The sequence below is a fragment of the Variovorax sp. TBS-050B genome (genome assembly GCF_029893635.1).
In the GTDB taxonomy this organism is placed as follows: Bacteria; Pseudomonadota; Gammaproteobacteria; order Burkholderiales; family Burkholderiaceae_C; genus Variovorax.
This window is the reverse complement of the sequence record NZ_JARXYR010000002.1, coordinates 139888-161481: the sequence shown is the minus strand read 5'-3', so window position 1 is coordinate 161481 and position 21594 is coordinate 139888. Positions and strand designations below refer to the sequence as shown.

Annotated in this window: 20 protein-coding genes; 9 read left to right on the top strand and 11 right to left on the bottom strand. The window is 71.0% G+C overall.

The genetic code is table 11. The features are described from left to right. Positions 1–39: 39 nt before the first annotated feature. Positions 40–906, bottom strand: coding sequence for a hypothetical protein (locus M2165_RS03605; protein ID WP_280813316.1), 867 nt, complete (start codon positions 904–906; stop codon positions 40–42). Positions 907–1069: 163 nt separating this feature from the next. On the opposite strand from M2165_RS03605, the gene M2165_RS03600 reads away from it, so the two are divergent. After that, a complete protein-coding gene (locus M2165_RS03600; RefSeq protein WP_280813315.1) occupies positions 1070–3328 on the top strand; it encodes an acyl-CoA dehydrogenase in 2259 nt (752 codons plus the stop codon). Here M2165_RS03600 and M2165_RS03595 read toward each other — a convergent pair. Then, positions 3234–4082 (bottom strand): helix-turn-helix transcriptional regulator, encoded by an 849-nt coding sequence (locus M2165_RS03595; protein WP_280813314.1) that lies wholly within the window; start codon positions 4080–4082, stop codon positions 3234–3236. The genes M2165_RS03600 and M2165_RS03595 overlap by 95 nt on opposite strands. 130 nt (positions 4083–4212) lie before the next feature. Between M2165_RS03595 and M2165_RS03590 the strand changes: the two genes are divergently transcribed. The 7 genes from M2165_RS03590 (at position 4213) to M2165_RS03560 (ending at position 11778) form a co-directional block, all read left to right on the top strand. Beyond that, complete coding sequence (locus M2165_RS03590) at positions 4213–4626, top strand: hypothetical protein (RefSeq protein WP_280813313.1); 414 nt, start codon at positions 4213–4215, stop codon at positions 4624–4626. A gap of 92 nt (positions 4627–4718) precedes the next feature. After that, positions 4719–7469, top strand: a complete 2751-nt coding sequence (gene acnA, locus M2165_RS03585) for an aconitate hydratase AcnA (protein ID WP_280813312.1) — start codon at positions 4719–4721, stop codon at positions 7467–7469. 12 nt (positions 7470–7481) lie between these two features. After that, entirely contained in the window at positions 7482–7928 is a 447-nt protein-coding gene (locus M2165_RS03580) for a metallophosphoesterase family protein (protein WP_280813311.1), read from the top strand. A 134-nt stretch (positions 7929–8062) separates the two neighbouring features. Continuing rightward, positions 8063–8371, top strand: coding sequence for a FeoA family protein (locus M2165_RS03575; RefSeq protein WP_280813310.1), 309 nt, complete (start codon positions 8063–8065; stop codon positions 8369–8371). Then, the gene (locus tag M2165_RS03570) at positions 8364–10259 is read left to right on the top strand and encodes a ferrous iron transporter B (RefSeq protein ID WP_280813309.1); all 1896 of its coding nucleotides are present in this window, start codon (positions 8364–8366) and stop codon (positions 10257–10259) included. Before M2165_RS03575 ends, M2165_RS03570 begins: the two co-directional genes overlap by 8 nt. 29 nt (positions 10260–10288) lie before the next feature. Further along, a complete protein-coding gene (locus M2165_RS03565) occupies positions 10289–10588 on the top strand; it encodes a DUF6587 family protein (RefSeq protein ID WP_280813308.1) in 300 nt (99 codons plus the stop codon). A 5-nt stretch (positions 10589–10593) separates the two neighbouring features. Then, positions 10594–11778: an FAD-dependent monooxygenase gene (locus M2165_RS03560; RefSeq protein ID WP_280813307.1), complete on the top strand. Its 1185-nt coding sequence runs from the start codon at positions 10594–10596 to the stop codon at positions 11776–11778. Between the two features lie 34 nt (positions 11779–11812). On the opposite strand, the gene M2165_RS03555 is transcribed toward M2165_RS03560, so the two are convergent. From M2165_RS03555 to M2165_RS03520, 8 genes are all read right to left on the bottom strand, one after another. Continuing rightward, entirely contained in the window at positions 11813–13072 is a 1260-nt protein-coding gene (locus tag M2165_RS03555) for an SMI1/KNR4 family protein (protein WP_280813306.1), read from the bottom strand. A 144-nt stretch (positions 13073–13216) separates the two neighbouring features. Beyond that, a complete protein-coding gene (kynA, locus tag M2165_RS03550; protein WP_280813305.1) occupies positions 13217–14053 on the bottom strand; it encodes a tryptophan 2,3-dioxygenase in 837 nt (278 codons plus the stop codon). A 16-nt stretch (positions 14054–14069) separates the two neighbouring features. Beyond that, positions 14070–14576, bottom strand: coding sequence for a hypothetical protein (locus tag M2165_RS03545; RefSeq protein ID WP_280813304.1), 507 nt, complete (start codon positions 14574–14576; stop codon positions 14070–14072). A gap of 13 nt (positions 14577–14589) precedes the next feature. Then, positions 14590–15867: a kynureninase gene (gene kynU / locus M2165_RS03540; protein ID WP_280813303.1), complete on the bottom strand. Its 1278-nt coding sequence runs from the start codon at positions 15865–15867 to the stop codon at positions 14590–14592. A gap of 11 nt (positions 15868–15878) precedes the next feature. Continuing rightward, positions 15879–16532 (bottom strand): arylformamidase, encoded by a 654-nt coding sequence (gene kynB, locus M2165_RS03535; RefSeq protein WP_280813302.1) that lies wholly within the window; start codon positions 16530–16532, stop codon positions 15879–15881. A 76-nt stretch (positions 16533–16608) separates the two neighbouring features. Then, positions 16609–16920 carry a YkgJ family cysteine cluster protein gene (locus M2165_RS03530; protein WP_280817460.1) on the bottom strand — a complete coding sequence of 104 codons (312 nt, stop codon included), beginning with the start codon at positions 16918–16920 and terminating at the stop codon, positions 16609–16611. A gap of 5 nt (positions 16921–16925) precedes the next feature. Continuing rightward, positions 16926–18332 (bottom strand): ATP-binding protein, encoded by a 1407-nt coding sequence (locus M2165_RS03525; RefSeq protein WP_280813301.1) that lies wholly within the window; start codon positions 18330–18332, stop codon positions 16926–16928. Then, on the bottom strand, positions 18329–18985 hold the full coding sequence (locus M2165_RS03520) for a response regulator transcription factor (RefSeq protein WP_280813300.1): 657 nt from the start codon (positions 18983–18985) through the stop codon (positions 18329–18331). Before M2165_RS03520 ends, M2165_RS03525 begins: the two co-directional genes overlap by 4 nt. An 82-nt stretch (positions 18986–19067) precedes the next feature. On the opposite strand from M2165_RS03520, the gene M2165_RS03515 reads away from it, so the two are divergent. Continuing rightward, positions 19068–21020 carry a S9 family peptidase gene (locus M2165_RS03515; RefSeq protein ID WP_280813299.1) on the top strand — a complete coding sequence of 651 codons (1953 nt, stop codon included), beginning with the start codon at positions 19068–19070 and terminating at the stop codon, positions 21018–21020. On the opposite strand, the gene M2165_RS03510 is transcribed toward M2165_RS03515, so the two are convergent. Continuing rightward, positions 21021–21584 (bottom strand): hypothetical protein, encoded by a 564-nt coding sequence (locus M2165_RS03510; protein ID WP_280813298.1) that lies wholly within the window; start codon positions 21582–21584, stop codon positions 21021–21023. Positions 21585–21594: the final 10 nt, after the last annotated feature.

Sequence of the window (21594 nt, the reverse complement as noted above, 5' to 3'; positions counted from 1 at the left end):
CCGCATCCGCGGGGCTTTTTTTCGCCTGCGCGTGTTCCGTCAGAAGAGCGGCGGCGGGTTCGGCTTCAGGTGCTCCCGCCCGACGAGGGACATGGCCGCGCCGGTCGGGCCGCCCACCGCATGCGGCAGCGAAGTCAGCAGCGAGGTCGCGAAGTCGCCGCCATAGGTCTTGGCGCCCTGGTGCGTGAGGTTGGAGTTGGCGTCGATGTAGATCGATTCGCCCAGGCCCGACCAGAGGCGGCAGAAGCCGTAGTCCTCCGACAGATAGCGACGCGTCTTCGGATCGACCATCACGTCGAAGAAGCGGTAGTGCAGGCCGCGATCGGGCTCATCGATGGCGTCGCTCACGTAGTTGAGCTCGGGATGGTGCGCCGCGAGCCGTTCGAACACGCCGCGCCTGATGCACATGAAGCCGGTCGGCGCCTCGGACATCTTCATGAATCCGTCGGGCTGCACCTGCAGCTCGACCTGCGAGCCGTCCGGCGCGGACGATTCGGCATTGACGGTGTAGCGCGTGAAGACCGCATCGAACTGCTGCCGGGTCATGCCCGCGGGCAGGCCCTCGCGCGGCCAATTCTCGCGCTTCAGCGGATAGACGCCGGCCGCGATGTCGTAGCCCGAGCGCAGCAGCCGGAACGCGGCCTCCGACGAGAAGCCGATGTCCGCGTCGATCCAGAACAGGTGCGTCCACTGCGGATTGGCGAGGAACTTGGCCACGCAGTCGTTGCGCGCGCGGGTCACGAGGCTTTCGCCCGAATGCATCAGCACCTGCATGCGCATGCCGGCGCGTTCGGCCTCGATGACGAAGTTCATGACCGAGATCACGTAGTTCTGGAAGAACTTGCCGTCGTGGCTCGGCGTGACGATCAGCGGAAAGAAATTGCGCAGCTCAGAAGGTTCGAGCATGTGGCGGGGCTCCCTGGCCGCGAGTGGCCGGGGGCCATTCTAGAGAGCCGGCAGGCGCCGCCGCGCCGGTCTCCGACACGCGCGGGCGCCCTCCGCCGGCCGGCGCGCCGCGGCGGGCGCCCAACAATCGAAGCGTCGCGGACCCGAAAAAAAGGAGATGAGCATGCCTCTGGCCTCCCTGGTCGGCCGTTGGGCCATGAAGCCCTTCGCCAAGGCCCTGCCGCCGCTCGGCGACACCGAGCGCGCCGCGCTCGAAGCCGGCACCGTGGGTTTCGAGGGCCAGCTCTTCGCGGGGCGGCCCGATTTCGATCAGCTCGCCGCGACGGGCCCGAACCGCCTCACCGCACGCGAGCAGGCCTTTCTCGACACCGAGGTGCGCGAGCTCTGCCGCATGCTCGACGACCATGCCATCGACCAGGCCAAGGACCTGCCGCCCGAGGTGTGGCGCTACCTGCGCCAGAAGCGGTTCTTCGGGATGATCATTCCCGAGGAATTCGGCGGCCTCGGCTTCGGCCACTTCGCGCATGCGACCGTGGTGGCGCGCATCGCCACCGTCAACGTCGCCACGGCCGTCACGGTGATGGTGCCCAACTCACTCGGCCCGGCCGAGCTGCTGCTGCGCTACGGCACGGACGCGCAGAAGGCGCACTACCTCCCGCGCCTCGCCGACGGCCGCGAGCTGCCGTGCTTCGGCCTGACCTCGCCCTATGCGGGCTCCGACGCGGCCGCGATCCCCGACCGCGGGGTGCTGGTCACGCGCGACTTCGGCGGCAAGCCCACGCGCGGCTTCCTGGTCGATTTCGACAAGCGCTACATCACGCTCGCGCCGGTGGCCACGGTCGTGGGCCTGGCCTTCCATGCGGTCGACGAAAGCCGGCCCGAGGGCGAGCGCGAACTCGGCGTCACCTGCGCGCTGATCCCGGTGCCGCACGAGGGCATGGAGATCGGCCGGCGCCACCATCCCATGGACAGCGCCTTCATGAACGGCCCGATCCACGGCCGGCAGGTGTTCGTGCCGATGGACTGGATCATCGGCGGCGAGCCGCAGGTGGGGCAGGGCTGGCGCATGCTGATGGAATGCCTGGCCGCGGGCCGCGCGATCTCGCTGCCCGCGCTCGGCTCGGCGATGCAGCAGACCGCGCTCTACGTGAGCAACGCCTACGGCCAGATCCGCGAGCAGTTCGGCTTGCCGGTCGGCAAGTTCCATGCGGTCGCGGGGCTGGTCGCACAGATGGCGGCCGAGCTCTATGCGAGCGATGCGGCGCGCCGCTTCACGGCGGCCGCGCTCGACAACGGCGAGCGGCCCAGCGTGGCGAGCGCGATCCTCAAGGTGCAGCTCACCGAGGCGGGCCGCCGCGCCGTCAACCACGGCATGGACATCCTCGGCGGCAAGGGCATCATCGCGGGCCCGTCGAACCTGCTCGGCGTGGCGTACCGGCAGGCGCCGATCGCGATCACGGTGGAGGGCGCCAACATCCTCACGCGCGCGCTGATCGTATTCGGCCAGGGGGCGGTGCGCTGCCACCCGCACGTGCTCGAAGAAATGGCCGCCGTCCAGGCGCGCGACGAAACCGCATTGGGCCGCGCGCTCATCGCGCATGGCAGGCATGTGGCGGCGAACCTCTGGCACAGCCTGTTCGGTGCGCCGGTGCGCGGCGAGCCGCCCGAGGCGCTCGCGCACGAGGCACGGCTGATCGCGCGCATGAGCGCCAAGTACGCGCTCACCGCCGACCTTGCGATGGGCCTGCTCGGCGGCAGGCTCAAGCGCATGGAGCTGCTCTCGGCGAGGCTCGGCGACGTGCTCGCGCATCTCTACCTCGCGAGCGCCTGCCTCTGGCGCTACCGCGTGGACGATGCGCCCGCGCTGCTGCCGTTCGCGCAGGCCGCGATCCGGCTGCAGATCGACCAGGCGGGCCGCATCCTGCGCGACCTGTATGCCAACCTGCCGACGGCTGGGCGCCGCCTGATCGGCGCGCTGGTGCTGCGCCGCACCGCGCACCTGGCGCCGCTGCGCGACGTGCAGCTGATGGCGCTGGCCGAACGGCTGCGCAGCGATCCGCGCATCGTCGAACGGCTGGCCCCCGACCTGAGCCTGCCGGGCCCCGGCGGCCTGCGCGACCTGATGCATGCGATGGAGCTCGCGGCCCAGCTCGGCGAAGCCACGGCCGTGCTCAACAGGAACCTGCGCCGCACGCGCTCCTTCGAGCAGGCGGCCTCCAGCGCGCCCGACCCGGCGCTCGCGCTCGCCTACCTCCGGGCCGCCGACAAGGTGATCCAGGTCGACGACTTCGAGGGGCCGGCGGACCTGCGCCGCGAACGGCCGGACTTCAGCCCGCCGCTGGCGCCGCCAGTGCAGACAGCGCCGCCGCCGTCTGCGCATCGGCCGGAAAGAACGACTCCACCGCCAGTTCCTGCAAAGTGACGTCGACCGGCGTGCCGAAGATGGTGGTGGTGCTGATGAAGCTCAGCACGCCGTTCGGCGTGACCAGCTGAAAGGGCACCACCACGCCCGACAGCTCCGTGTCCGCCGCGGGCGCGTCGTGGCTCACGCGGGGCATCGGGTAGGCCTCGAGCTCGTCGTGCAGCGCCTGCAGCACCGCATCGCCGGTCGCGGCGATCTGCTGCTGCAGCCGTTCGAGCAGATGGGTCCGCCACTGCGCGAGGTTGGCGATGCGCGAGGCGAGGCCGTCGGGATGCAGGCTGAGCCGCAGCACGTTGATCGGCGCCTGCACGAGCGCCGGCGCCGCGCCGGCCATGAGCATCGGCACCAGCGCGTTGTGCGCCACGAGGTTCCAGTGCCGGTCGACCGCGAGCGCCGGAAAGGGCTCGTGGCCCTTGAGCACCAGTTCCACCGCGCGGCGCGCCGAGGCGAGCGCGGGATCGTCGAGCGAACGCTGCCGGTACATCGGCGCGAAGCCCGCCGCCACCAGCAGCGCATTGCGCTCGCGCAGCGGCACCTCCAGCCGCTCGGCCAGGCGCAGCACCATCTCGCGGCTCGGCGCCGCGCGGCCGGTCTCGACGTAGCTCAGGTGCCGGGTCGAGACCTCGGCCTCCTGCGCGAGATCGAGCTGGCTGAGCCGGCGGCGGGTGCGCCAGTGCCGCAGATGCGCGCCGAAGGGGTCGCGCGCGCCCGGCTGGGCGCCGTGGGGGGAGGGATGGGAGCGGGGCGTGTTCATGGCGCGCATTCTGGCGCGGCGGCACCGGCGCGCCATGACCTGCGAGGTTATCGACCCCGCGCAGGCGGCGCGGAATGATCGGCTCCAACGCGGCGGGAAGGGCCTGCCGCATCCACCGAAGGAGAGTCACATGTCCGTCTTTGCATCCCCCCGTTTCCTGCCCCGCGTGATGTGGGCCGATGCCGCTTCCTGCGCCGCGACCGGCGCGCTGCAGGTGGGGCTGACCGATGCGCTCGCGCGGCTCACCGGCCTGCCCGCGCCGCTGCTCATGGGCACCGGCGCATTCCTGCTCGCCTATGCCGCCGCCGCGGCCTGGATGGCCACGCGCAGCAGCCCGCCGCGCACGCTGATCGGGCTCGTGGTGGTCGGCAACTTCGGCTGGGCCATGGCCTGCGTCGCGCTGCTCGCGAGCGGCATGTTCGCGGTCAGCGCGATCGGCGTCGCCTGGGTGCTGGCGCAGGCGCTGTGCGTGGTGGTGCTCGCGGAGCTGCAGTGGACCGGACTGCGCCGCACGCGCGGCCATGCGGGCATGGCGGTTGCCTGAGGGAAAAAGACCCTCGGCAGGGACCATGGTCATCGTTCCCTGCTATCTTTGAGGTGCTTCCACGAACACCTCGAATGAACAGGAGTCCCTCCATGGCCAACGCACCGGCGCATGCCTTCGCTTCCACCCTCAAGACCTTCAAGACCGCATCGGGCAAGTCCGGCAGGTACTGGTCGCTGAAGGAGCTGGCGAAGCAGTATCCCAGCGTCGAGCGTCTGCCGGTCTCGATCCGCATCGTGCTCGAGTCGGTGCTGCGCAACTGCGACGGCCAGAAGGTCCTGCCGAAGCATGTCGAGGAACTGGCGCGCTGGGCGCCCAACGCCGAGCGCATCGACGAGATCCCCTTCGTCGTCACGCGCGTGGTGCTGCAGGACTTCACCGGCGTGCCGCTGCTCGCCGACCTCGCCGCGATGCGCAGCGTCGCCGCCAAGCTCGGCAAGTCGCCCAAGACCATCGAGCCGCTGGTGCCGGTCGACCTGGTGGTCGACCACTCGGTGATGGTCGACCACTACGGCACGCCGAAGGCGCTCGACCTCAACATGAAGCTGGAGTTCCAGCGCAACAACGAGCGCTACCAGTTCATGAAGTGGGGCATGCAGGCCTTCGACACCTTCGGCGTGGTGCCGCCGGGCTTCGGCATCGTGCACCAGGTCAACCTCGAATACTTCGCGCGCGGCGTCTACAAGAGCGCGAGCGACGATGCCGAGGTGCCGGTGTACTACCCCGACTCGCTGGTCGGCACCGACAGCCACACGACGATGATCAACGGCGTCGGCGTGGTCGGCTGGGGCGTGGGCGGCATCGAGGCCGAGGCCGCGATGCTGGGCCAGCCGGTCTACATGCTGACGCCCGACGTGGTGGGCTTCGAACTCACCGGCAAGCTGCGCGAAGGCGTGACGGCGACCGACCTCGTGCTCTACGTCACCGCGATCCTGCGCGCCGAGAAGGTGGTGGGCAAGTTCGTCGAGTTCTTCGGCCCCGGCGCGGCCTCGATCGCCGTGCCCGACCGCGCCACCATCGGCAACATGGCGCCCGAGTACGGTGCCACCATGGGCTTCTTCCCGGTCGACGAAATGACCGTGGCCTATTTCGAAGGCACCGGCCGCACGCAGGAAGAGGTCGAGCGCTTCGAGGCCTACTACAAGGCGCAGGGCCTGTTCGGCATGCCGGCGCCCGGGCAGATCGACTACACCAAGATCGTCAAGCTCGACCTCGGCACCGTCTCGCCGAGCCTCGCGGGTCCGAAGCGGCCGCAGGACCGCATCGATCTGGGCCAGCTCTCGACCAAGTTCTCGGAGCTCTTCAGCAAGCCCAACGATGCCAACGGCTTCAACCAGCCGGCCGAGCGGCTCAAGATGCGCTATCCGCTCGCCACCGCCGAGGGCACGCCGGGCGGCGTGACGATCGGCAACGGCGACGTGCTGATCGCCGCGATCACCTCCTGCACCAACACCTCCAACCCGAGCGTGATGCTCGCGGCCGGCCTGCTGGCCAAGAAGGCGGTGGAGGCGGGGCTCACGGTCAAGCCGCACGTCAAGACCTCGCTCGCGCCGGGCTCGCGCATCGTGACCGAGTACCTCGAGAAGGCGGGGCTGCTGCCCTACCTCGAGAAGCTCGGCTTCTATCTCGCAGGCTATGGCTGCACCACCTGCATCGGCAACGCGGGCGACCTCACGCCCGAGATCAACGATGCGATCGTGAAGAACGACCTCGTCGGCGCGGCCGTGCTCTCGGGCAACCGCAACTTCGAGGCGCGCATCCATCCGAACCTCAAGGCCAACTTCCTCGCCTCGCCGCCGCTGGTGGTGGCCTTCGCGATCGCGGGCAACGTGATGGTCGACCTGATGTCCGAGCCGGTGGGCAAGGGCCGGAACGGCCAGGACGTGTACCTCGGCGACATCTGGCCCACGCCCAAGGAGATCGACGACAACCTGCGCTTCGCGATGAACGCCAAGTCGTTCCGCGCCAACTACGACAAGGTCAAGACCGATCCGGGCAAGTTCTGGAGCAGCATCAAGGGCACCACGGGCCAGGTCTACGACTGGCCCGCCTCGACCTACATCGCCGAGCCGCCGTTCTTCGAGGGCTTCAAGATGGAGCCGCATGCCGCCGATCCGGGCATCAGGGGCGCGCGGATCATGGCGCTGTTCGGCGACTCGATCACCACCGACCACATCTCGCCCGCCGGCTCGATCAAGGAAAGCTCGCCCGCGGGCATCTGGCTCAAGGCCAACGGCGTCGCCAAGGCCGACTTCAACAGCTACGGCTCGCGGCGCGGCAACCACGACGTGATGATGCGCGGCACCTTCGCCAACGTGCGCATCAAGAACCTCATGATCCCGCCGGACGTCAACGGCACCCAGGAAGAGGGCGGCCTCACGCTGTTCCAGCCCGGCGGCGAGAAGATGTTCATCTACGACGCGGCGATGAAGTACATCGCCCAGGGCGTCCCGACCGTGGTCTTCGGCGGCGAGGAATACGGCACCGGCTCGTCGCGCGACTGGGCCGCCAAGGGCACGCAGCTGCTTGGCATCAAGGCCGTGGTGGCGCGCAGCTTCGAGCGCATCCACCGCGCCAACCTCGTCGGCATGGGCGTGCTGCCGCTGCAGTTCCGCGGTGCCGATTCGTGGCAGACGCTGGGGCTCAAGGGCGACGAGAAGATCGACGTGGTGATCGGCGGCGAACTCCGGCCGCAGATGGACGTGAAGCTCGTGGTGCACCGCGCCGACGGCAGCCACCAGGAAGTGACGGTGCGCCTGCGCATCGACACGCCGATCGAGGTCGACTACTACAAGCACGGCGGCATCCTGCCCTTCGTGCTGCGGCAGCTGCTCGCGGCTTGATCCGCGTCGGCCTTGATCTCCGACACCCACGGCCTGCTGCGCCCGCAGGCCGTGGCGGCACTCGAAGGCTGTGCGCACATCGTGCACGGCGGCGACATCGGCCATGCGGGCATCCTCGATGCGCTGCGCGCGATCGCGCCGCTCACCGTGGTGCGCGGCAACAACGACCGCGATGCCTGGGCCGACGGCATTCCGGAGACCGCGTCGCTCGACCTCGGCGCGGTGCGCATCCACGTGATCCACGACCTGTCGCAGCTGGCGCCCGGCCTGGCCGCGGCCGGCGTGCGCGTGGTGGTCTCGGGCCATTCCCACCGGCCCAAGGTCGAGGAGCGCGGCGGCATCCTCTACGTGAACCCCGGCAGCGCCGGGCCGCGGCGCTTCAAGCTGCCGGTCACGGTGGCGGAACTGGCCGTGGACGGCGCCTCTGCGACGGCGCGCATCGTCGAACTGGCGGTCTGAGGCGGCCTGCGGCCCGGCTTGGCCGCGCTAATCCGCACGGCCGGCAAAGGACTTTTTCTGCGACTGCAATTGAGAATTGATAGCATCTGGGTTTTGCTCATGGCGCGACGGGCACTCCGGCGCAGTTTCTGACCGTGCAAACCAACGACATCGGCGCCGCGCCGGCGCCTTCGGGCCTGCGGCTCGACCAGCTTCCCGACAACCAATGGGCCACCGTGCTCGACGTGGCCCGGCCCGAAGGCGCGGACGACCGCGAGCTCGCGCTGCGCCTGACCGAGATCGGCTTCGTGCCCGGCGAGGCCGTGCGCATCGTCGCGACCGGCTTCGCGGGCCGCGAGCCGCTTGCGGTGCGCCTCGGCCACACCACCTTCGCGCTGCGCCGCCATGAGGCCGCGCTGATCCGCGTCGAGCCCGATGCGCCCCAGGGAGCCGGCCATGCGTGAAGCGGTGATCCAGGGTACCGGCCGCCTCGCGGCCACCGCGCAGCCGGGGCGCATCGCGCTGCTGGGCAATCCCAACTGCGGCAAGACCGCGCTCTTCAACCTGCTGACCGGCAGCCGCCAGAAGGTGGCCAACTACGCCGGCGTGACCGTGGAACGCAAGGAGGGGACGCTGCGCACGCCTTCGGGCCGGCGCGTGTTCGTGCTCGACCTGCCGGGTGCCTACAGCCTCAATGCGCTCAGCGCCGACGAGGCCGTGACGCGCGACGTCGTCACCGGCAAGAGCGCGGAGGCGCTGCCCGACCTGCTGGTGTGCGTGACCGACGCCACCAACCTGCGGCTCAACCTGCGGCTGGTGCTCGAGGCCAGGCGCCTCGGCCTGCCGATGGTGGTGGCGCTCAACATGACCGACATGGCCCGCAAGCAGGGCATCGCGATCGACACCGCGGTGCTCGCGCGCGAGCTCGGCGTGCCGGTGGTCGAGACCGTCGGCGTGCATTCGGGCGGCGCGCAGGGGCTGCTCGATGCGCTCGATGCGCCGGTGCCCGCGGCCACGCCCAAGGCCTGGCAGGCGCCGGGGCTCGACGACGTGCTGAGCACCCAGCGCGAGGTGCGCCGCATCCTCGGCCTCGCGGTCAAGGAGCCGGCGAGCAGCCTGGTCACCAGCGACCGCATCGACCGCGTGGTGATGCATCCGGTCTGGGGCATGCTGGTGCTCGCCGTCACCATGTTCCTGATGTTCCAGGCGGTGTTCAGCTGGGCCAACGTGCCGATGGACGCCATCAAGGCCGCCACCGACGGCGCCGGCGAACTGCTGAAGACCCACATGCCCGAAGGCATGCTGCAGAGCCTGCTGGTCGACGGCGTGATCGCCGGCGTGGGCGGCGTGATCGTGTTCCTGCCGCAGATCCTGATCCTGTTCCTGTTCATCCTCGCGCTGGAAGACTCGGGTTACCTGCCGCGCGCGGCCTTCCTGCTCGACCGCGTGATGGGCAGCGTGGGCCTGTCGGGCCGCTCGTTCATCCCGCTGCTGTCGAGCTTCGCCTGCGCCATTCCCGGCGTGATGGCGACGCGCACCATCAGCAACTGGCGCGACCGCATCACCACGATCATGATCGCGCCGCTCATGACCTGCTCGGCGCGCCTGCCGGTGTATGCGCTGCTGATCGCGGCCTTCATTCCGCAGCGCAGCGTGGCGGGCGTGTTCAACCTGCAGGGCGTGGTGCTGTTCGCGCTCTATGTCTTCGGCATCGTCTCGGCGATGACGGTGGCGTGGGTGATGAAGCGCTTCCGCGACAACAAGCGGCACTCGCCGCTGCTGATGGAATTGCCGGCCTACCGCTGGCCCAACTTGCGCAACCTGCTGCTCGGCCTGTACGAGCGGGCCTGGATCTTCATCCAGCGCGTGGGCACGATCATCCTCACGCTCACCATCCTGCTGTGGTTCCTCTCGACCTTCCCGTCGCCGCCCGAAGGCGCCACCGGGCCGGCGATCCAGTACAGCCTCGCAGGCATGATCGGCCGCGGCCTGGAGCACATCTTCGCGCCCATCGGCTTCAACTGGCAGATCTCGATCGCGCTGGTGCCGGGCATGGCGGCGCGCGAAGTGGCGGTGGGCGCGCTGGGCACGGTGTATGCGCTCTCGGCCAGCGGCGACGACGTCGCGGGCCAGCTCGAGCCGCTGATCGCGGGCAGCTGGTCGCTCGCGACCGCGCTGTCGCTGCTGGTCTGGTACGTGTTCGCGCCGCAGTGCATCTCGACCCTGGCCGCGGTCAAGCGCGAGACCGGCTCGTGGAAGTACGTCTGGATCATGGCGGGCTACCTGTTCGCGCTGGCCTACCTCGCGTGCTTCATCACCTACCGGGTGGCACTGGCATTGGGCGCGGGGTAAAAACGACGCCTTGCAAACAAGGGACGGACATGACACAGCAGCTGATCGTCGGATTGATCGTCGCGGCCGCCGCGTTCTACGCGGTCTGGCGCTGGATGCCCGCAGGCTGGCGCCGCAGCGCCGCGCGCAAGCTCGCGGCCGGCACGCACCGCGCCGGATGGGTCGACCAGGAGCGCGCGGACGCGCTGGCGGCGTCGCTCGCCAAGACCTCGGGCTGCGGCTCCTGCGACAGCTGCGGCAGCTGCGGTCCCAAGGCACCGGCCGGCGCCGGCACTGAGAAAAGCGCGGGCGCCGACCCGCTGACCGCCACGCACCACCCCAGCCGCTGAGGCCGATGCCCGCGCACATCCTGGTCGCCGGTGGCGGCATCGGGGGGCTCGCCGCGGCGCTCGCGCTCGCGCGCGGCCGGCACCGGGTCGATGTCTTCGAGCAGGCCGCCGCCTTCGCCGAGATCGGGGCTGGCATCCAGCTCGGCCCCAACGTCACGCGCCGCCTGGCGCAACTGGACTTGGCCGAAGGCCTGGACGCGATCGCCGCGCGTCCGGGCGCGCTCGTGGTGCGCAGCGCCGGCAGCGGCGCCGAGCTCGCGCGCCTGCCGCTGGGCGATGCGATGCGCCGGCGCTACGGCGCGCCCTACCTCTGCGTGCACCGCGCCGACCTGCATGCGCTGCTGCTCGGCGCCGTGCGCGCCGGCGGCGCGGGCGCGCTGGTCACCGATGCGCGCATCGCGCAGGTCGAGGCCGACGACGACCTGGTGTGCATCTCGAGCAGCGGCTCGCGCGCCTGGGAGGGCGAGGCGCTGGTGGGCGCCGACGGCCTCTGGAGCGTCGCGCGCCAGCGGCTCGAAGGGCCGGCGGCCACCGAGGCGCCGCGCGTCACGGGCCACACGGCATGGCGCGGCATCGCCGCACAGGCCCGCCTGCCCCAGGCGCTGCGCCGCGACCGCATCGACGTCTGGCTCGGGCCGCGGCTGCATGCGGTGGCCTACCCGGTGCGCGGCGGCGACTGGCTCAACGTGGTGGTGATCGCCGAGTCCGCGCCGGCCGGCAATGCGCGCGACTGGGACCAGGCGAGCAGCCTTGCCGCGCTGCAGCAGGCCGCAGGCCCTGGCGGACGCGAACTGCAGGCGCTGCTCGAGGCCATGCCCGACTGGCGCGCCTGGTCGCTCAGCGACCGGCCGCCGCTCGCTTCGGCGGCGGGGATGGCGCACGAGCGCATTGCGCTGGTGGGCGATGCGGCGCATCCGATGGTGCCTTACCTCGCGCAGGGTGCCGGCATGGCGATCGAGGACGCGGTGGCGCTGGCCGAGGCACTGGGCGAGGGTTCGGCGGCCGAAGTGCCGGCCGCCTTCGCGCGCTACGCCGAGGCGCGCTGGCAGCGCAACGCGCGCGTGCAGGCGCGCGCGCGGCGCAACGGGCAGCTCTTTCATGCGACCGGCGCCGTGCGCATCGGACGCGACCTCGCGATGCGGCTGCTCGGCGCGCGCCTGCTCGACCAGCCCTGGCTGTACGGCGGCTGAAGAAGGCCACCAGGGTCGAAGGGCGCCCGGCGCTTCAGGCGAGCCTGAAGGTCTGCAGATGCTCGATGCGCTCGGCGATGCCCTCGGCGCCGAGGTAGTGCCCGAGCTTGCCCTCGCGAACCTCGCGCAGCGTGGCCTGCAGTTCGGCCAGCGTGGCATCGCGCTCGATCGCGAATGCGGCCGGCACGTCGATGCCGGCCGCGGCGCAGGCGTCGGCGATCAGGTGGGCGCTGGCCGGTGCGCCGCAGGCCGCGCACCGGACGATGGCGCTCACGCTCGGCTCGGCGCCGTTGGCGAGCAGCGCGCGCGTGAGTTCCGGCGAGATCTGTCCGTCGATGTTCGCCAGCGCTTCGCGCGCCACCGGCGCGCCGGCGCGCACCAGCGCCGTGGCCGCCGCGAAGGCGCCGTGGCCGATCGCCACGTCGGTGGCGAGCGCGCTGCCCTGCTGCGGGCCCTGGAAGCGCACGCCTGCGGCCGCGAGCTCGGCCACGAGCTGCGCGTCGTCGGTCGCGACGGCATGGCGCAGCGCGGCGCGCGCGGCGGCGGGCTGGTGGCGCAGCGTGCCTTCGGCGAGCGGCGTGCGCCAGTCGACCATCGCGCGGCGGTAGAAGGCCACGAGCTTGTCCATCAGATCGATGTCGAGGCCGTGCGCCTCGTGCCGATCGTCGAGGTACTCGAGCAGCGCCTGGCCCGAGTAGTAGTCGTCCGTGGGCGCGAGCGGGTCCTCGTCGAGGTGCAGCGCCGCGAAGGCGCCGCGCAGGTCGGGCGCGATGGTGCTCACGCTGTCCTCGTGCAGCGCATGCGTCCAGGCCGGCGGCAGGCCGTGCTTCCACGCGACGATGCTGCCGTGCGCCGGGCCGGGCTCGACCACCGCATAGATGCGGTCGAGGTACTCGAAGCCGCCGAAGGGCAGGTGCGTGAGCTTGCCGCTCCAGTCGCGGCCGTCGTCGTCGGCCGCTTCCTCGGCGAGCTCCTGCTCGTGCGCGATCCAGCCCTGCAGGTCGCGGTAGCCGTCGCTGCCGTCCCAGAACAGTTCGGACCAGCTCACGGCCTCGATGTTGCCGCCCATCGGCAGCGACAGGTCGTAGTCGAGCCGGCCGCCCGCCGTCTGCCGCCAGAGCGCGGCGAGCGCCTCGGGCAGCGGCCCCGCGCACAGTGCCTCGATGGCGGCGATCCGCGCCTCCGGCATCGGCGGCTGCGCCTCGAAGATCACGCGCTCGGCGAACAGCACCACACCGTGCGCGCGCAGGGTGGCGAGTTCTTCGGGCGAGAAGCGGATGGCGTCTGGGTGCATGGCAGGTCTCCGTAGGAAGTGCCAATGTATCGCGTGCTGCGAATCCCTCACAGGCCAGGCCAGTGCACCCGCGGAACTGGCTCTGCCAGTCCGCTGGGTGCCCCCCCCAGTGGGGGGAGGCGCCGAAGGCGCTTCGGGGGGCGTCTAAAGATCGGTGCGGAGTTTCCAGATCTCGGGGAACAGCACCACGTCGAGCATCTTGCGCAGGTAGCTCACGCCGCCCGTGCCGCCGGTGCCGCGCTTGAAGCCGATCACGCGCTCGACCGTGGTCACGTGGCGGAAGCGCCAGAGCCGGAAGGCGTCTTCCAGGTCGGTGAGCTTCTCGCCGAGCTGGTAGAGGTCCCAGTGCGCATGCGGATCGCGATAGACCGCGAGCCAGGCGGCCTCGACGCCGTCGCTCGGTTCGTAGGGCTGCGTCCAGTCGCGCTCGAGCTTGTCGGCCGGCACCGCCAGGCCGCGGCGCGCCAGCAGGCGCAGCGATTGGTCGTAGAGCGAGGGCGAGCGGTAGGCCGCCTCCACCTGCGCCAGCAGGTCGGCGCGGTGCGCATGCGGCTTGAGCATCGCGGCGTTCTTGTTGCCAAGCGCGAATTCGATGCAGCGGTACTGCGCACTCTGGAAGCCGCTCGAATTCGCGAGGTAGGGGCGCATCGCGGTGTATTCGGGCGGCGTCATGGTCGAGAGCACGGTCCAGGCGCTCACGAGCTGCTCCATGATGCGGCTCACGCGCGCGAGCATCTTGAAGGCGTCGGCGAGCTTCTCGTCGGCGATGCAGGCGGTGGCGGCGCGCAGCTCGTGCAGCATGAGCTTCATCCAGAGCTCGCTGGTCTGGTGCTGCACGATGAACAGCATCTCGTCGTGCGCGGGCGAGAGCGGATGCTGGGCGTTGAGGATCTCGTCGAGGTGCAGGTAGTCGCCGTAGCTCATGGACTGGCTGAAGTCCAGCTGCGCCTTCTCTTCGTGGACGATCTTTTCGGTGTTCATGGTGTCTGCGGGCCGGTCATCGCCAGACCACGGTGGTGTAGGAGGGCGGGCTGCTGCCGGTGCGCTTCGCGGGATGCACGAAGCGCACGACCTCGCTGCTGCGCTTGTAGTCCTGGTAGGTCTCGCCGCCGGGGATGCGGCCCTTCTCGGCCGGCACGAAGCCGGCGTCGCGCACTTCCTTCACGAGGCGGTCGAAGGCCGCCTTGTCGGTCAGCGAGAGCTCGACGCTGTTCTCGGCCGCGCGGTGCCCGGCGTAGGTGGATTTCATGAGCCGCGCGGTCTGCCCGTCGGCGAAGCGGTCGTACTCGATCATGCTGACCTCCTCGGTCGCGGTCCTGTCGACATAGGAGAAGCCCAGGCGCCTGACCTCCTGCCGGAAGGCGTCGGGCGAGAGCGCGGCCAGCGCCTTGAGCTGCGGCAGCGTGAAGGCCGACTGCGGCGTCGGCTGCCGGGCGAGTGCCGGCGCGGACGCGGCCAGCAGCAGCGCGAGCGTGGCGAAGCGCCGGCGTGTCGTCGTTGGCATCGGGATCTTCATTTCAGGTCACCGCGTTCTTGCGGTTGAACTCGGGGCGCTGCCATTCGCCGGTGTCGAGCACCTGCACCAGATGCTCGACCGCGTTCCACACGTCCTCGAAGCCCAGGTAGAGCGGCGTGAAGCCGAAGCGCAGGATGTCCGGCATCTGGGCATCGCCGGCGCGGTAGTCCCCGATCACGCCACGCGCGATCAGCGCCTGCACGATCGCGTACGCGCCTTCCTTGCGGCTCAGGCACACCTGCGAGCCGCGCCGCGCGTGCTCGCGTGGCGTGACGAGCGAGAGGCCCTGGTCCGGGCAGCGTTCCTCCACCAGGCGGATGAACAGGTCGGTCAGCGCGAGCGACTTGGCGCGCAGCGCCGCCATGCCGCCCTGGCCGGCGTCGAAGGCCTCTGCCGCGAGCACGGTGTCGATGCCGCATTCGAGCCCCGCGAGCGCGATGATCGGCTGCGTGCCGCAGAGGTAGCGGCCCACGCCCGGCGCGGGCCGGTAGTGCGGCGTGAACTCGAAGGGCGCCGCATGGCCCCACCAGCCCGCGAGCGGCTGCTCGAACTTGCCCGCGTGCCGCGTGTGCACCCAGGCGAAGGCGGGGGCGCCGGGGCCGCCGTTCAGGTACTTGTAGCCGCAGCCGATGGCGTAGTCGGCCTGGCTCTCGTTGAGCGCGACCGGCACCGCGCCCGCGCTGTGGGCCAGGTCCCAGACGGTCAGCGCGCCCACCGCATGCGCGGCGGCCGTGACGGCCTTCATGTCGTGCATCGCGCCGGTGCGGTAGTTGACGTGCGTCAGCATCAGCACCGCGACCTCCTCGGTCAGCACGCCGGGCAGCTCGCGCTCGTCGATCAGCCGCAGCTCGAAGCCGCGCTCGCGGCACAGCGACTCGGCGATGTAGAGGTCGGTGGGGAAGTTGCTGCGTTCGCTGAGCACCAGCCGGCGGCCGCTGTCCTTCTGCTGCGACAGCGCCGCGAACAGCACCTTGTAGAGGTTGACCGAGGTGCTGTCGGTGCACACCACCTCGCCGGGCGCCGCGCCGACGAGCCGTGCCACCTTGTCGCCGAGGCGCTGCGGCAGGTCGAACCAGCTGGCGGTGTTCCACGAGCGGATCAGGCCCTGGCCCCATTCCTGGGCCACCACTTCGGCGATGCGCGCGGGCGCCGCCTTCGGCAGCACGCCGAGCGAGTTGCCGTCGAGGTAGATCACGCCCTCGGGCAGCGTGAATTGATCGCGCAGCGCGCGCAGCGGGTCTTGCGCGTCGAGCGCGCGGCAGTCTTCGATGGTCGTCATGAGAGGCAGGTTCAGCGGGGAAGGTCGCGCAGCACGGCGCGCACGGGAGAAGCGTCGGCGCTGACCAGCTTGAGCGGCAGCGCGATGAGTTCGTAGTCGCCCTCGGGCACCTCGTCGAGCACGAGGTTCTCGAGCACGCGGATGTCGAGGCGGCGGATGCGCTGGTGGCTTTCGAGCGTCTTGCTGTCCGCAGGGTCGATGCTCGCGGTGTCGATGCCCACGAGCTTCACGCCCATGGCTGCGAGGCGCTCGATGGTGGCGGGCGCATAGGCCGCGAGCTGCGCGTCCCAGCGGTCCACGGGCATCGCCTGGTAGGTGCGCACCAGCACGCGCGGCGGCAGGGTGCTGTCGACCGCATGGACGATGTGGGCCCACTCGACGAGCGGCCCCTGCGCGATGGCATGGATCACGCGGCAGCGGCCGAGAAAGGGTGCGAGGTCGACGCGGCCGATCGGCTCGCCCTCGGGGTCGTAGTGCAGCGGCGCGTCGGCATGCGCGCCGACGTGCGGCGATAGCGTGATCTCGCTGACGTTGACCGGACAGCCCGGCGAGATGGTGGCCGCCCAGCGCTGCCGGTAGGGCGTGTCGCCCGGGAACACCGGCGCGCCTTCATGGACCGGCGGCGAGATGTCCCAGATGCGGGGTTGGGCTTGCAATGAACGCATGGCGCGAAGTTAGCGCCGCGCGCGGGGTCGTGGTGTCGGTTATTTCCAACAGATCGCGTGACCAAGCGCTCCGGGCTCAGGCCGGCTGGAGCGCGGGCAGGCCGTGCCGCGCGCGGGCGCGTTCGCAGGCGTCGCTGCCGGCCTCCAGTTCATGGCAGGGATTCGGCCGCCATTCGTAGATGCCGCAGCCCACGGACTGGCCGATCGTGCCGGTGAGCGCGGCGCAGCGCGGCCGCGCATGGTCGGTGCCGCGCAGGCGGCAGAGCGCGTCGTTGACCTCGACCGCCAGGCCCGCCGGCACCGTGCCGCCGTTCTCGTCGAGCTCGTGCACGCTGAAGTCGACGCGGTAGCTCGCGCAGCAGGCGCCGCATTGCCGGCAGGGGGAGATCGTGCTCATGGCGCGATGGTAGCGGCGGCTTCCATCCGCACGCGAAAGCCGACGCCGCGCCCCCGCAGGCCCTCGACGATCTCGACGCCGCCGCCGAGGCGCGATGCGGCCTGGCGCACGATCGCGAGGCCCAGGCCGGCACCGCTCGCGCGCGGCTCGCTGCCGCGATGGAAGCGCTCGAACACGCTGTCGTGCCGCGCGGCCTCGATGCCGGGGCCGTCGTCGCGCACTTCGAGCGTGAGCGCGTCGCCCTCCGCACGCAGCATCACGGCGATGCGGCTGCCGGGTGCACCGTGACGCAGCGCGTTGTCGACCAGGTTCTGCACCACCGACTCCAGCGCGCCGAGGTCGATCTCGCGCGGCAGCGTGTCGGGCGCTTCGAGCGACAGTTCGCGCCCGTCCTGCATCGCGGTGCGCGCGGCGGGGCCAAGCTGGGTGCGCAGCCAGTGCGCAAGGTCCACGCGGCTCCTGCAGGAGGGGCCGGCGCGGTCCAGCGTCGCGAGATCGAGCAGCTGCCGCGCGAGATGCGAGGTGCGCGCGACGGCCTGGTTCAGTTCGGCCTCGGCCTGGGTCCGCGCCGCCGGGTCCCGGGCCTGGGCCAGCACATGGGCCTGGGCGTTGATGACCGCGAGCGGCGTGCGGATCTCGTGCGCCGCGTCCTGCACGAAGGCGCGCTCGCGCGCGACGGTGCCGCGCAGGCGCGCCAGCAGCGTGTCGAGCGCCTGCACCAGCGGCTTGAGCTCGCGGTAGCGCGCCGGCACGCCGACGGCGTTCAGCTCGTCGGCCGGCCGCGCTTCGATGCGGCGCGCGAGCTGCTGCAGCGGACGCAGGCTGGCGCGCACCGTGAGCCAGACGGCCAGCAGCACGAAGGGAAAGGCCACCAGCAGGTAGGGCAGGATGAAGCCGGCGTTGTAGCGCAGGAAGGCGCTTTCGGTGCGGCGCGGGTTCAGGATCTGCAGCCGCCAGTGCGCGCTTGTGCGGTCGTAGCGCCAGTAGCGCTCGGTCCGGTCGGGCGAGCTGGCGGCCTGCGCCCAGCCCTCGGAGGCATAGACGCGCGCGCCGCGCAGGTCGCGCAGCTCGTAGAGCACGATGCCGCGCAGCCGCTCGTTCTGGGTGCGGCGGATCGCGGTCCAGCGTTCGGTGGCGGCCATCACCGCGCCTGCCTGCGACGGGTCGTCCAACTCGTCGAGCGCGAGCAGCAGCGCGTCGCCGTATTGCGTGAGGCTCGGCGCTTCGGCGAGGTTCCGGAGATTCCGGGCGTACTCGAAGCCCAGCAGCGCGGCCCAGATCAGGAAGAAGACCAGCAGCGTCCAGCCGGTGCCGCGCCGCACCAGCGAGGGCTCGGCCACGCGCCGCCACAGGCGCCGGAGCGCGCCCACCGCACCGCCTTCGGGCGTGGCACCGCGGCTCATGGCTCGAGCAGGTAGCCGACGCCGCGCACGGTGCGCACGCGCTCGGTGCCGATCTTCTTGCGCAGGTTCGACACATGGACCTCGATCGCGGCGAAGTCCACCGGATCGCCGAGCGGTTCGAGGCGCTGCGACAGCAGGTCCTTGGCGACCACCGCGCCGGCGTCGCGCGCGAGCTCCACCAGCAGCTGGAACTCCCGCGGCGACAGCGCCAGCGCCGCGCCGTTCAGCCGCGCCTCGCGCCGGCCCGGTTCGATCTCGAGCGCGCCCAGGCTCCAGCATTCGCTGGCCTGGCGCGCGCTGCGCCGCACCACGGCGCGCACGCGCGCCACGAGCTCGGCGGTGTCGAAGGGCTTGATGACGAAGTCGTCCGCGCCGCCGTCGAGCCCGGCCAGCCGGTCGTCGATGGCCGAGCGCGCGGTGATCACGATCACCGGCACGCGGACGTCGCCGCGCCGCCAGCGGCGCAGCAGGTCGAAGCCGCTGCCGTCGGGCAGGTTCAGGTCGAGCAGCACGCAATCGACCCGCGCGGCGTCGACGGCATGCGGCGCATCGGCGGCGCGGCGTATCCATTCGCTCGTGAAGTGCTCGACCTTGAGCGTGGCCTGGAGTGCGCGCCCGAGGTCGAGGTCGTCTTCGATGAGCAGGATGTGCATGGCCGCATTGTGGCGTCGGCACCTTTGGCAAGGCCAAAGCTTGGCCGGCCCACAATCCGGCGTCCAAGAACGAGGAGAACCCGTGACGTCCACGAGAACCCTGACCGCGCTCGCCCTGGCGGCCCTGCTCGCAGGCTGCGCCGTGGCGCCGACCCATCCCGCCCTGCAGGGCGAGGCGCTGCCGCCGTTGATCCCGGTGCGCGAGTTCGTCGCCAACACCGAGGGCACGAGCCTCTACCGCGTCTCGCCCGACGGTGCGTGGCTGGCGTGGAAAGGCGTCAGCGGCCTGAAGCCGGCCGTGTGGGTCAAGCGGCTCGCGAACGGCGAGGCGCGGCCGATCGCGGTGCGGGCGCAGTCCATCGTCTGGTCGGGCGACAGCCGCTTTCTGTTCCTCACGGTGGATCCCAGCGGCGACGAAGACACGAAGGTGCTGGCCGTCGACGTGGCGCGCGGCGGTTCCGAGGCGGTGGACCTCACGCCGTTCAAGGGTGCGCGCTCGCGCCTCGTGCGCCGCATCGACGGCAGCGCCGAGGTGCTCGTGGCCTCCAATGCACGCGACAAGAAGGTGTTCGACCTCTACCGGATCGATCCGGCCACTGGCACGAGGAGCCTGATCGCGCAGAACCCGGGCAACGTCGCCGGCTGGGTCGCCGACCGCGACGGACGGCTGCGCGCGCGCTCGGTGCAGGAGGGCGACGGCGGCTACCTGCAGCTGCCCGATGGCGACGGGTGGCGCACAACGCTGCGCTGGCAGCGGGAGAACTGGTGGATCGCCGACCTGGTGCCCGGGACGAACACGGCCTGGGCCGTGTCGAGCCGCGGGCGCGACAAGGAGGCGCTGGTGCGCATGGATCTGGAAACCGGCGCGGAGCAGGTGATCCACGCGGAACCCGAAGTCGACGTCGAGCAGGTGCTGGTCAGTCGCCGCAGCCATGCGCCGCTCGCGGCCTACTCGATGCCGGGCCATCCGCGCGCCAGGTACTTCGACGCCGCGCTCGCGGCGCGGCTCGAACCGCTGGCAGGCGGCGCGCCCGCGGCGGTGCACGTGAGCAGCATGTCCGACGACGAGCAGATCCTGACCGTGAGCGTCGGCACCGACCGGGGCTGGAAGTACTACCTGCTGACCGGCACGGGGAAGGCGCCCGAACTGCTCGGTGAGAGCAACACCAGCGGCCTTGCGGCATCGCTCGCTTCGACGCGGCCGATCGCCTACGAAGCCCGCGACGGCCTGCGCATCCATGGCTATCTCACGCTGCCGCCCGGCGTGCAGCCGCGCGCGCTGCCGATGGTGCTGCTGGTGCACGGCGGGCCCTGGGCGCGCGATCTCTGGACCTACCAGGGCACCAACCGCAGCGTGCAGCAGTTCCTCGCCAACCGCGGCTACGCGGTGCTGCAGGTCAACTACCGCGGCTCCAGCGGCTATGGCCGCGCCTTCATGGAAAAGGCGGTGGGCGAGTTCGCCGGCCGCATGCACGACGACCTGATCGACGGCGTGCGCTGGGCCGTGGCCGAGGGCGTGGCCGATCCGGCGCGGGTGGCGATCTACGGCGCGAGCTACGGCGGCTATTCGGCGCTCGTGGGCGCGACGATGACGCCCGAGACCTTCGCCTGCGCGGTCGACGTGGTGGGCATGTCCGACCTGGCGCGGCTGATCGAGAACGCGCCGGCCTACTGGGCGCTGGGCCTGCCGTGGTGGAAGCGCTACGTGGGCGATCCGGCCGACCCGGCGCAGCGCAAGGTCATGGACGCCAAGTCACCGATCAACCACGTGGCCAAGGTGCGCGCGCCGCTGCTCGTCATGCATGGCGTGAACGATCCGCGCGTGAAGTTCGACCAGTCGGAGCGCATGGTGGCGGCCCTGCGCGCCGCTGGCAAGCCGGTGGAGTTCGTCAGCTTCCGGGGCGACGGTCACGGCAACCAGAAGTGGAGCAACAACCTCGCGATGTACCGCCACGCCGAGGACTTCCTGGCCGGCTGCCTCGGCGGCCGCAGCAGCGGCTTCGACTACTACCAGCTCGGGGCGTGGGCGTTTTGATCAGGCCCGCGCTGCGCCAAGCACCGCATCGTGCACGCGCCGCAGCAGGCGGCGGCGAATCAATCCGCTCGCCGGGCGGATCAGCAGCCAGTAGAGATTGAAGCGGCGCCGCGACGTCTCGTCGCCGCACCAGATGCGCGTGCGCGTCGTGAGGCGCGTACCCGAGCCCTCGGTCAGCGCGGTGAAATTGAGCACCAGCTTGGCGATCCCCGTCGCGTCGAGTGCGGCAAATGCCGAGGCGTCAGGCAGCGGCACCAAACCGTAATCCGAACGCCAGAAGCGGCCAGCCAGGCCGAAGGCCAGTTCGCGATCACCGTCGCGGCCGAGCGGCGTGAATTCTTCCAGGCTGAAGGCCGGGCGTTGCTGCAGGGCCGATGCAAAGCCGAGGCGTCCGGCCAGGCGGTTGGGAAGTTCGCGCAGCGCGATCAAGTGGCGCGCGACCGGGTCATCGACAACCTCGGGCCGGCTTGCGGCGTCGAGCACGATGCCGGGCGCTGCGGGCACGAAGAGGCTGTGTTCTTCGGCGAACTGGTAGCGCGGCAGGTAGCGGTCCATCAACTCCATGCGACAGCCT